Origin of the sequence: Pontibacter mangrovi (assembly GCF_006385705.1) — a bacterium.
Classification (GTDB): domain Bacteria; phylum Bacteroidota; class Bacteroidia; order Cytophagales; family Hymenobacteraceae; genus Pontibacter; species Pontibacter mangrovi.
Genome location: NZ_VFRQ01000005.1, coordinates 193,575 through 205,905 on the forward strand (window position 1 = coordinate 193,575; position 12,331 = coordinate 205,905).

At 54.8% G+C, this 12,331-nt stretch carries 6 protein-coding genes; 3 read left to right on the top strand and 3 right to left on the bottom strand.

Annotated features, from left to right (window positions below; all coding sequences use genetic code 11):
• Nucleotides 1-44: 44 nt before the first annotated feature.
• A complete protein-coding gene (locus FJM65_RS10920; RefSeq protein ID WP_140621554.1) occupies nt 45-1,085 on the bottom strand; it encodes a LacI family DNA-binding transcriptional regulator in 1,041 nt (346 codons plus the stop codon).
• Nucleotides 1,086-1,298: 213 nt separating this feature from the next.
• Nucleotides 1,299-2,444: a formylglycine-generating enzyme family protein gene (locus tag FJM65_RS10925; protein ID WP_140621555.1), complete on the bottom strand. Its 1,146-nt coding sequence runs from the start codon at nt 2,442-2,444 to the stop codon at nt 1,299-1,301.
• Nucleotides 2,445-2,880: 436 nt separating this feature from the next.
• Here FJM65_RS10925 and FJM65_RS10930 point away from each other — a divergent pair, with 436 nt between their 5' ends.
• The 3 genes from FJM65_RS10930 (at nt 2,881) to FJM65_RS10940 (ending at nt 8,943) form a co-directional block, all read left to right on the top strand.
• A complete protein-coding gene (locus FJM65_RS10930; protein WP_140621556.1) occupies nt 2,881-6,006 on the top strand; it encodes a SusC/RagA family TonB-linked outer membrane protein in 3,126 nt (1,041 codons plus the stop codon).
• A 17-nt stretch (nt 6,007-6,023) separates the two neighbouring features.
• Nucleotides 6,024-7,517 (top strand): RagB/SusD family nutrient uptake outer membrane protein, encoded by a 1,494-nt coding sequence (locus FJM65_RS10935; RefSeq protein WP_140621557.1) that lies wholly within the window; start codon nt 6,024-6,026, stop codon nt 7,515-7,517.
• 97 nt (nt 7,518-7,614) lie between these two features.
• A complete protein-coding gene (locus tag FJM65_RS10940) occupies nt 7,615-8,943 on the top strand; it encodes a DUF3472 domain-containing protein (RefSeq protein ID WP_219855981.1) in 1,329 nt (442 codons plus the stop codon).
• Nucleotides 8,944-9,025: 82 nt separating this feature from the next.
• On the opposite strand, the gene FJM65_RS10945 is transcribed toward FJM65_RS10940, so the two are convergent.
• Complete coding sequence (locus tag FJM65_RS10945; RefSeq protein WP_140621558.1) at nt 9,026-12,181, bottom strand: glycoside hydrolase family 2 TIM barrel-domain containing protein; 3,156 nt, start codon at nt 12,179-12,181, stop codon at nt 9,026-9,028.
• Between the last annotated feature and the right edge of the window lie 150 nt (nt 12,182-12,331).

Below are 12,331 nucleotides of genomic sequence, written 5' to 3' on the forward strand. Positions count from 1 at the left end.
GGTGTGTGGGCCCACGCCTTTTGCCGCTGCATAGCCCGCCGAGCTTATACTTGCGACTGTAGTTTAGGGCTCTCTACCAGCTGAGATTCTACGGTAACTTTATAAAAAGCCTGCTGCCGGTGGAGCGGGTTCTCCTTGCTGCACAGCAGGTCCAGCAGGATTTCTGTGGCCTTCTGCCCCTGCTGGTAAGGAAACTGCTCTACCGAGGCAAGCGGGGCATGGTCCATGTACTGCATCATGGGCAGGTTTGCGTAGCTGACGAACTCCAGGTCCTGGTTAATTTGGAGACCCAGCTCTGTGGCGTGCTGTTTGGCGTACAGCCACACGTAGTCGTTGAACGTGACAATGGCCGTTACCTTTCGCTTGTTCTCCAGCAGCTTGTTAAAGGCCTGTATGGTTCCTTCCTTCGTCAAATCGCTTCCCTCGATAAGCGAGGGGTCAAACTTCAGCCTGTTTTTGAGCATGGCGTTGATGTACCCTTCGCGCCTCTCGGTGCTGGCGTAGAGCGTCTCTGGCCCGTTGATCATGCCGATCACCCGGTGCCCCTTCTTCAGGAGGTAGGTAACGGCCTCGGTTGTTCCTGTGATCATGTTGCAGGACACGGAGTGAATGCCATCTATGGGCGGGATCCGGTCGAAGAACACCACCGGGATGTTATACTTGCTCAGGGCGCTGAAGTGCTTGTACGAGGCGGTGGTTTTGGCAACAGAAACCAGCAGGCCGTCTACCCGGTGGCTTTTCATTTTCTCCACCAGTTGCTCCTCTTTCTGCGCATCGTCATGCGACTGCGCAAAAAGCACCGTGTAGTTTCTTTTATAGGCGGTATCCTCAATGGCGCTGACTGCCGAGGAGAAGAAAGCCTCTGACAGTTCCGGAAGTATAACGCCGATCGTATAGGTTCTGCCTTGCTGGAAGTGCACAGCTGTCTGGTTGCGCTCATAGTGAAGCTCCTTGGCCAGCTGTTTCACCTTCAGGCTGGTTTCCTCGCCAATGCTCGGGTGGTTGTGCAGCGCCCTCGACACCGTGGAGGTGGACACATTGAGCATTCTGGCTATTTCCTTGATCGTTACAGGCTTACCTGACATCTGTAGAAGTATAAAAGTGTGCCGGCTTCGGTGCCGGAGTATAATTTAAGTAGCTCAACTTGCGATTAACCTACCCCTCCTCGGAGGGGTTAGGGGTGGGTTCTCACTTGCGCTGCATTTGCAAATCGCAACTTAGGTTAAGTATAAGGAAAAAGCTGCATTATAAGCATGTGGTCGTGCACATATTTGCAGCCTTGGTATATAGCTGTATGGCTATTTGTCCTTCACGCACCTGAAACCGACGTGTTCCATGCCACTGTCCTCGGTGCTTTTCATGCGGGCAGCCACCCTGAAGCCGGAGCAGTAGCTGTCGTTGCACAGGAAAGAGCCACCTCTGATCACCCTTTTTCTGGCGTAGGGCTCGTCGGGGTCGTAGCTGTGGGCTGGCCCGGGCGGGTTGCGCACGCCAGCGGGCGTATTTATGGTGCTGTAGTAGCTGCTATGGTAATAGTCGGCGCACCACTCCCATACATTGCCGGCCATGTCGTACAGGCCAAAGCCATTAGGCGCAAACGATTTGGCAGGGGCCGTGTGGTAGAAGCCGTCCTGCTCTGTGTTGGTTGTCGGGAAACGGCCGGTCCAGGTGTTGGCTTTTGGCGTGCCCGTGTTGATCGGCTCTTGCCCCCAAGGATAAATGTTGCCCTGGCGTCCGCCCCGTGCGGCCCATTCCCACTCCGCCTCTGTCGGTAGCCTTTTCCCTGCCCACTTGGCGTAGGCCTGTGCGTCGTACCAAGAAACATGCACCACAGGGTAATTCTCCTTGCCTTTGATGCTGCTGCCTGGGCCGTGCGGCTGTCTCCAGTTTGCTCCGTTCTGCCAGGCCCACCAGCTGGCAAAGTTCCTAAGGTCTACCTGGCCCTCCGGCGACTGAAACACCAACGAGGCCGGCACCAGCAGACTTTCGTCGGGCTTAGGCGTGCCGGGTGGCAGCTGCTTCTTTAGCTCCTCCCAATCCGGGGTTTGCTCAGCGGTGGTAACATAGCCCGTGGCCGCTACAAAACGGGCAAACTCAGCGTTGGTTACCTCTGTGGCGTCCATCCAGAAACCATCCACGCTTACTTTGTGCTTCGGGTACTCATCGGGCCGGGCCTGGTCGTTGTCGGCGCCCATCATAAAGGTGCCGCCCTCCACCCAAACCATTCCCTCGCGCTGCGGATTTGCGGATGGCTGTATGGCGGGCTGGGAGGGAGCAGTGGGCGCCACTGCAAAACGCGAGGGCACCCCCGACACACAGGAGGCCACCGTGTCGGTAGCCGCAGAAGGGGTAGCCGCTGCCGTTTGCGGGGCATCGGCCTGATTTTGCCCGCAAGAAAGCTGCGCAGCCACCAGGAGCCAGGAAAAGTAGCGGAGGAGTTTCATGTGAGTAAGTTAAGGAAGTTGGGCAGAGAAAACAAGAGGAGAGTTTTCGAGCACGCAGCGGGTGTGGCTTCGAGGGTGCCTTCGGTGGAGCGCTATGATCTGCGGCCAGGCGCCAACAGGTAATTGTTGCCGGTGCGGCACAAGCCAGCCACCTGCTCTGTGCTTCTGCTCTTATACTTACCCAAGTTCGTCTGTAGAGGCTATACGATTAGAGGGTGGTTGCCCTCAATTCTGTAGGGAAATGCCTGTACGGAAACAGTGTTTAAACAATGGGAGTAACTGGCGCCTTGGCTGGGGCCAAAACAAACGTTTGTGTAAATTTTTGAGTCGATTTTATGCTGGATTTAATAGGATAAAATATATCTTAAGATCAGTGTTTGCGATTACACCTTATATTTTACCATGATTAACAAGGAGCAACCAAACTTTTATAAGTATGAAAGACCATTACATGAACAATGGGTTTATTCTGGCAAGGATAGGCCGCTTACTACTTCATGGGTTTAAGCACCCGTGGCAGTTACAACCGCTGTTAGTAGCCGCTGTATACTTTCTGATATCCGTCAACGTCGGGTTTGCCCAAAGCGAGCGCAACGTGGAGGGGAAGGTAGTAGATGAAAAGGGCCAGCCGCTTGTCGGGTTAACGGTGGTTCTTAAAAACGCTACGGTAGGTACTACTACCGGCGCAGACGGCACTTTCACGATCGCTGCCGAGCCTTCGGATGTACTTGTGTTCTCTTACATCGGCTACCTGACGCAGGAAGTGCCGGTCGGGAACAAAGCCGCAGTAAACGTGACGATGAAGGCAGATACCAAGGCTTTGGAAGAAGTGGTGGTCGTAGGGTACTCCAGCCGGTCTAAGTCGGAGCTAGTGAGTTCTGTATCTGTAGTGGATGGCAACAAACTGCGAGACGTGACGAGTAACAACACGGCAACGCTTTTGCAGGGCAAAGCCTCCGGTGTGGTGGTCTCCAGTGCGAGTGGCCAGCCCGGAGAAGAGCCGAATATCCGTATTCGCGGAACAGGCTCCATATCGGCCGGGGCGGAGCCGCTTTATGTTGTGGACGGGGTAATCGGGGGCACCGCTAACCCTGCAGACATCGAAAGTATAACGGTGCTGAAGGATGCGGCTGCGACAGGCCTGTACGGGTCCAGGGCGGCAAACGGTGTAATTGTGATAACTACCAAACGGGGCAAGGCCGGCGAAACACGCGTTTCCTATAACGGGACAACCGGGGTAAGCCAGCGCACCATGGGTAATTTTGACGTGATGGACGGGCAGCAGCTCTTTGATTACACGAACCAGCTCTACCAAAACGATTACAACGGGAAGCGTGGCAACTATATCGCCGCTTTAAGCAAGACGAACCCTAACCCAACTGAGGCGGAGATAAATGAGTACCTGGCCTCCAAGAACTTTCCGCTCACTTACGCCGGGTATGTAGATGGCGTATTGCCTTCCGAGCCCGGTAATACGGATTGGCTGGAGGAGGCGTTCCGCACCGGCATTACAAACAACCATCAGCTGTCAGTTTCGGGAGGGTCTGAGAAAACGAGGTTTTACATTAGCGGTAACTACTTTCAGGAAGAAGGTACGCTTGTAAACACCAACTATGAGCAGACCAACTTCAGGGCTAACATAGACCATGAGATCAATGCGAAACTGACTGTTGCCGCCAGGGTAAACACAAAGTTCTCCAACCGCGAAAATGATCCTTCCGGGGCGCTCTACCAGTCTTTCATCAACCTGCCCTGGGACAACCCCTATAACGAGGACGGAACTATCAGGCGTGTGGACGCCAGTACCACAGGATGGTATGGCAGAGACAAAAGTAACTTCTTGTACACGAGCCAATACAACTATAACCGGAGCAGAGGGCAGTCGCTGGACGGCGACCTGAAGCTAGAGTACAGAGTGACGGACTGGCTGAGCTTCTCAACCACAAACCGCTATAGCGTAGGCAACTCGCGGTACGACTCCAATAACGATTCACGGACCCCAAGTGGCAAGGCCTCCAACGGCTCCCTTAGCAACTCCTACGGCTACAGCAACAGCTTCCTGTCATCAAACCTCCTGACGACTGACAAGCAGTTTGGCAACCATAGCTTACGCGGCATTTTGGGTGCTGAGTACCAGAAGAACTACAGCGACGGCATGAGCGCCTCGGGGCAGGGCATTTTCCCTGGGCTGGAAGTGCTGGATGCTGTGGCTAAACCCGTGAACATTGGCGGGTACAAGTCGGAAAGCAAGTTTATGTCGGGTTTCCTGAACCTGGACTATGACTACGACAGCAGGTATTTTGCCACAGCCTCTTACCGGCGAGACGGCTCTTCCAGGTTTGGTAGGGATAAGCGCTTCGGTGACTTCTATTCGGTTGGCGCTGCCTGGGCTATTTCCGGGGAGGACTTTTTCCAGGGTCTCAGCTCAACCGTTAACTTGCTAAAACTCCGAAGCAGCTACGGTGTGACGGGTAACGCTAACATCGGGGACTTTGCCGCCCTGGACCTCTATCAGTTTAACGTGCAGTATGCCGACCAGCCTGGCGGGTTCCCCCGCCGTTTGGTAAACCGCGACCTAACCTGGGAGAAAGCCCATACTTTCGACATTGGGTTAGAGGTGGGGCTCTTTAACAGGGTTGATGTGGCACTGGATTTCTACAACAGAACCAACAAAGCCATACTTCAGGATGTGCCGCTCTCGTCAGCTACCGGTTTTTACTGGCAAACGCAGAACATCGGCTCCGTTCGTAACCAAGGGCTTGACATAGAAGTGACCACGAAAAACCTGGAGGGCGCCCTTAGCTGGGAAACAGATCTTAACCTGTCCTTTAACCGCAACGAAGTGCTGGAACTTTACGGAGGGCAGCCTATTGACCGAGGCAGCCAGCGCATAGAAGAAGGCAGGCCCATCGGTTCCTGGTTTATGAGAGAGTGGAGAGGCGTCGACCCGGCCACGGGAGACCCTTTGTGGCTGTTAAAGCAGTATGATGCCGACGGGAATTTTGTGCAGGACACCGTGACTAATTCTTACAACAATGCCACCAGGGTATACACTGGCACCACTACTCCTAAGTTTGCAGGAGGCATGCGCAACACGTTCTCTTATAAAGGCTTTACCCTCTCAGCTTTTATGAACTTTGTGTACGGCAACAAGGTGTACAACTACAACCGTGAGCTGTTTGACGCCGATGGCGCTTACCCAACCTACAACAGCATGGTGCTGCAAGACGGCTGGAGCCGCTGGGAAAAAGAGGGCGACCAGGCCACGCATCCGAGGGCGGTGCTGAATGGGAATAAAGCATCCAACAAAACCTCTTCACGCTACCTGGAAGACGGCAGTTACCTGCGCCTGCGCAACATCACACTGTCCTACAACTTGCCAGAGGCCGTGACCAGCCGGTTAAAGGCGGATAACCTGCGTGTGTTTGTAAGCGGCGATAACCTCTGGACCTGGACCGACTTCTCGGGCATGGACCCTGAAGTGGACCTGACTTCAGGCTACTCGACTACGCGCTACCCAGGCAGTAGGAAACTTATGCTCGGCGTTAACATCGACTTTTAACCCCAAACCACAACGTCATGAAACTTAGATTCAGAAAATATATTTTCCCAGCCATACTTTGTGCAGCAGTGCTTGCCGGCTGCTCCGACGACCTGGAAGTACAGCCGTACGACGGGCTGACCATTGACCAGACGACTGGTACGCCAGAGGGTTTAAAGGCTGCCACTATCGGCAACTATAACTACATCAAAGACCCATACTATACCCGTAACTTCCATATGCTGGCCGAGTACCCCAGCGATAACGTGGCACTGAGCGGCACCACTACCGATCCGCTGTTCTACGCCTACAATTACCAGCACCTCACCTCCATGTCTATCACCGATAACTTCTTCCGGAAGGCATACCAGGCAATCTATGGCACCAATGTGGTGATTGAGAAGCTGCAGGAAGGGCAGTCGGAGGAGTTGGACCAGGTGCTGGGCGAGAACTACTTTTTGCGGGCCATGGTGCACTTTGACCTGGTCAACATCTTTGGTCGCCCCTACGCGCAGGACGGCGGCGCCTCGCTGGGCGTGATGATCCGAGACAATACCGACATTGACGACCTGCCGCCGCGCAGCACGGTGAAGGAAGTATACGATTTTATTGTGAAGGACCTGGAGAAGGCGGCAAGCCTGATGGGTAGCAGCAAGAGCAGCAGCTTTGCCTCCAAAGAGGTGGCCTATGCCCTGCTGTCCAGGGTGCACCTGTACATGGAGAACTATGAGAAAGCCATAGAGTATGCCGACCTGGTGATTGACTCGGGCCGTTATACGTTGTTGCCAACGGCGGATTTACCGAACTACTTCACGTATGCCAACGAGACCAACAAGGAAACCATTTTTGCCATCAAGCACACGCTGCAGGACGACCGGACCTGGGGCTCGCTCGGCTCCATGTACCTGAGCGATGGCATGGGCTACGGTGAGATGTACGCATCGGAAAGCTACCGCAACCTGATCGATAAATTTGAGGAGGACAAGCGCCGGGAGTTCATCGTGCCTGTGTATGAGAAGAATGCAGATGGCTCCGTTAAGACAGGTGCAAACGGAAAGCCGGTGCTGGCAACCCGAAACGGCTATCCGAAATACTACATCACCAAGTATTCTTACCAGGAGGGCGTGGTGACGCTGAGCTCACCGGTATACCTGCGCCTGGCCGAGATGTACCTGAACCGGGCTGAGGCCAACGCCAAACTAGGTAACGATGAGGCCGCGCTGGAGGATGTTAACCTGATACGCAGAAGGGCGGGTTTAGCGGGCGATGCCCTCTTTTCAGCCTCTAACATGATGGGTTATACATCGGTGCTGGATGTGGTGCTGGATGAGCGTCGCCTGGAGCTGGCTTGGGAGGCGCAGCGCAAGTATGACGTGTTCCGCAACAAACGCACCATGGTGCGCAATTACCCGGGCACACATCTTCCTTCCGGATCAAACACGCAGGAGATACCTTATACCCATCCGCGCGTGGTATACTTTATTCCGGAGCAGGAGATTATCCTGAACCCGAAACTGGAGCAGAACCCGTAGCCGACAGTAGTATAAACAAAAAGATGCAGGTGAATAAGGTCTCGCGCAACAAGAGATCTTGTTCACCTGCGTTTGTGAAAGCCCAAAGCTAAAGTATATGTACAAGAAGTTAATCAACAAAATCACCCTGCTAAGTATGGCTGCCTTTGTGATAGCCTGCAAGGCAAACGATGCTCCGTTGGCTAACCAGGGGCAGGTAACGGAGCAGGCGGCAGTAGTGCCAATTGGCGGCAACACCTGGAAATCAACTAAAACCCAAGAAGGAGGAGGAGGAGCGGTAGCGGAACAGGGTATTACCGGCTGGTCGGACCCCGGCGTATACTTTACCACTTACGCCAGGGTAGCCAAGCCGGGAACCATGAAAGTATGGCTGCACCTGCGGGTGCCCGAAGGAAAGACAAAGCTGCGGGTAGAGGGGCTGGGAAAAAGCAAAACCATCACCGTACAAGGCAGTACCTTGCAGGACCATTATGCTGGAGAGTGGCAGGTGGCCGATACGAGCTATGTGGCCTTTACCCTAAAAGGAATAGCCAAAAAAGGCAGCACCTTTGCCGACGTGGCAAGTATAAAACTGGAAGGAGAGGCGATAGACGCGAAGACAGCCTATGTGAAGAACAACGAGGGCAACTTCTATTACTGGGGCCGCCGCGGCCCCTCGGTGCACCTGAACTACCCGCTTCCGGAGAATACCGACGTGGAGTGGTTTTACAACGAGGTGACCGTGCCGGAGGGCAACGACGTGATCGGCTCCTACTTTATGGCCAACGGCTTTGCCGAAGGATACTTTGGGATGCAGGTGAACTCCGAAAACGAGCGGCGCATTCTTTTCTCCGTCTGGAGCCCTTTTCATACCGATGACCCCAACAGCATTCCCGACGACCAGAAGATACAGCTGTTAAAGAAAAGCGAGGGCGTGCATACCGGTGAGTTTGGCAACGAAGGCTCCGGCGGGCAGAGCTACCTGAAGTATAACTGGAAAGCCGGCACTACCTATAAGTTCCTGCTGCAGGGCCGGCCCAGCGGCGATGACCATACTACGTATACGGCCTATTTCTTTGCCCCGGAGAGAGATGAGTGGCTGCTGATTGCCAGCTTCCGGCGTCCCAAGACCAATACATATCTGAAGCGCCCGCACTCTTTCCTGGAGAACTTCATACCTGCGTACGGAGACGTGGAGCGGAAGGTGCTGTTCTCTAACCAATGGGCGCGCGATGTGGACGGCAACTGGATAGAGCTGACAAAGGCGCAGTTCACGGCAGACAACACCGCCCGCGTCGGCTACCGGATGGACTATGGCGGGGGCCAGTCGGGCGGTAATTTCTACCTGCGCAACTGCGGCTTCTTCAGTGCCTACACACCCATCAAAAGCTGGTTCGAAAGGCCAGCCACAGGCAAAGCGCCGCAGATCAACCTGGAGAGTCTGTAGCCGGGAAGTATAAAACAGTATAAAGTAAGAAGGCCGAAGTATAAAGCTATACTTCGGCCTTTGTTATACTTGTCAGTTCAGGTTACCTCAGCGGCTTTATCCAGTAGCTGTACTGGTGGGCATTGTAGGGGATGCGGTACTGCTCCAGCGGCTGGCTGCCCCAGCTGTCCATGCCTTGCATGCCGGTTTGCTGCAGGTCTACGTGCAGGTATATGCGGTCGCGTTTCTCCAACTCGCCGGAGTGGTACTGCTTCTTGTCCTGCTCCGGGTCGAGGTCGTTTAGCGCGTAAGGCAGGGCGGAGAAGCTGAGCAGGCTGTCGGCAAACTCAAAGCGCAGGCCTCTGCCTTTTCTATTTGTCAGGTTCACCCAGCGCACATCGCTCTTGTTGCCGCTCTCCTGCGGACGGGCGTACGGGAAATACTGCTCCTCCAGCTTCTGTTTGTACACACCCACAAAAGAGGCGGTTTTACGGTCCCAGTAGTTCTCCCACGGGCCGCGGCCATAGAACTCGATGTTCTCCAGCTGCTTGCTCAGCTGCAGGTTATTGCCCACGCGCAGCAGCACTTTATGGTCGCCTTTCAAAGGTGTGATGCGGTTGTCAACCTTCACCGTTCCGTCGTTGTAAACAGTGAACACCTGTGCCGTGGCTGCATCGCCGTTTACAAGCTCTTTCTCAAACCTTACCTCATAGCCGTTGGCGGTCTGGTTATACTTGGCGTCCGTCAGTTTGCCGTTGTCGTAGGCCTCGCGCCACATGCGCTTGGATTTGTTGTAGCCTGCCCCGATGTCGTTGTCGGTAGGGGCGCGCCAGAAGCTTGGCTTGGGGCCTTGCTGCAGCAGCGTCTCGCCTTTCAACGTATAGCCGCTCATCGTGCCGTTCTTCTTGTCGAAGCTCACCGAAAAGTCCCTGCCCGTCAGTACCAGGTTATCGCCGTTCTCGCTTACTCTCAGGGATCCTTTGCCGCCTTCGGCCACCGTGGCCGGCTGCAGCGTTGGGCTCAGGGAGAACTGCTCATTGGCGATCTCATAGCCTTTCTCCAGGAATGGCTCGGCCTCTTTGAGCGTATAGCGCACATTCAGGAAGTACTCTTTGCCCGGCTTTTGCTTTTTCTTCAGCGGCAGGTCCACTGTTATACTTTGCTGCGGCGCTGCGTTCAGGTCTTTTATACTTCCCTTCTCCATGATTTTGCCATTTTCCAGCACTTCCCAGTTCAGTTGGTAGTTCGAAAGGTCGCGGAAGAAGTAGCCGTTCTTCACCTCCAAATTGCCATTGTCATGCTTTGTCTTGATGTGCTGGTATACTTTCTTTACTTCAATGGCCATCGGGGTAAGGCCACGGTAAGCGGTCACCACGCCCTTGATGTTGAAGTTGTTGTCGCTGATGTTGTGGTCTACCGGCCCCTCCAGCGGAAAGTCGCCGCCGTAGGCCCAGATGCGCTTGCCGTTCTTCACCGTGTCAATCGTCTGGTCGATCCACTCCCAGATAAAGCCGCCCTGCAGGTAAGGCTGCGTCTCGATCACGTCCCAGTAGTCCTGAAAGTTGCCCAGGCTGTTGCCCATGATGTGGGCGTACTCGCTCATGATCAGCGGGCGGTCCGGGTTGCTTTGGGCATACTTTGCCAGCCAGTTCGGGCTCGGGTACTGCGGCACGATGATGTCGGTATTGTAGTCCCACTCGGCGCGCTCGTACTGCACCGGGCGGTAGTCCTGCGCTTTCAGCCAGTCGTACATCTCGTAGAAGTTGGCGCCGTTGCCGGCCTCGTTGCCCATCGACCAGGTAACAATGGAAGCGTGGTTTTTGCTACGCTCATACATGCGGGCCACCCGCTCGAAGTGCGCATTGCGCCAGGCCTTGTTGTTGCCCAGCGTATACTGCAGGTCGTACCCAATAGCGTGTGATTCGATGTTGGCTTCTTCTATCACGTACAGGCCAAATTCATCGCAGAGCTCCAGCCAGTACGGGTCCGGCGGGTAATGGGAGTGGCGCACAGCGTTCACGTTCAGCTTCTTCATCATCTCCATGTCCTTGCGCATGTCGGCTTTGCTCAAGGTATGGCCTTTGGTGGCATTGTGCTCGTGGCGGTTCACGCCCTTGAGGAACACGCGCTTGCCGTTCTCCAAAAAGTTCTTGTCCTTTATCTCCACCGAGCGGAAGCCCACGCGCTGCGGCACTATTTCCAGTACCTTGCCCGCCTTGTCCTTCAGGGTGATGTATAAAGTATAAAGGTAAGGTGTTTCGGCAGACCAGGTGTTCACGTTCGGTACGGTCTTGCGGAACTCTACCTCCTTTTTATAGTTGCCCAGCACGCGCTGCACGTCCTGTGTTTTGTCGGTGAAAACGGTTTTGCCGGCGGCATCCACCAGCTCAATCTCAATGGCAAACGTATCGGCCTTGCTGTGCAAGGTTTTCCGGTCAATTTTATAGTTGTTGATCTCAGCCGTCAGGTCGAACACGCCGTTGGTGTAGCTCTCGTCCAGCGTGGCCATCACCTTAAAGTCGCGGATGTCGAGCTTTGGGGTGGCGTACAGGTATACATCGCGCTCAATGCCGGAAATGCGCCACATGTCCTGCGACTCCAGGTAGCTGGCGTCGCTCCAGCGGTACACCTGCAGGGCCACCAGGTTCTCGCCCTTCTTCACGTAAGGCGTGATGTCGAACTCAGCGGCCAGTTTGCTGTCTTCGCTGTAGCCCACTTTCTCGCCGTTCACCCAGATAAAGAAAGCAGATTTCACCGCGCCCAAGTGGATGAATACCTGGCGGCCGTCCCAGCTTTCGGGCAGCGTAAATTTCCGGCGGTAAGAGCCCACGGGGTTGTTGTCCTCCGGGATGTCGTAAGGCGGGTTGAGCTTGCCGCCGCGCTTGGCGTGGCCGGCAAACTCGGTTGGCTGGTTCACATAAATGGGCAGTCCGTAGCCGTTTACCTCCCAGTTGGCGGGCACCTTAAAATTGTCCCAGCCGGCGTCGTTGAAGTCGGTTTTGTAGAAATCGGTGGGGCGCTTGCGCGGGTCTTTTACCCAGTTAAATTTCCAGGTGCCGTTCAGGGAGAGGAAGTACTGGGATTTCTCTTTCTCGCGCTGCCCGGCCAGCTCGCGGCTCTCGAAGGCAAAGGAGGTGGCCCGCATGGGCATCCGGTTGAGCTCCACCACCTGGGGCGTGAGCAGCTCCGGGGGCAGTTGCTGGGCAAAGGCCGGCGAGGCAAAAATCAGGGCAAACAGAAGGGCATAGATAGTGCGCATGGTATAATGCAGTAGAACTAATGGTTAAAGTATAAAGTATAAATGGCCCCACCACGGCGGCAGGCGCATCGTTTCCTGAAAGTATAAAATATCTGCCACAGCGCCCGAGCTTTACCTCACGCAAGCGTTTGCGTAGTATGGCCACTTCAA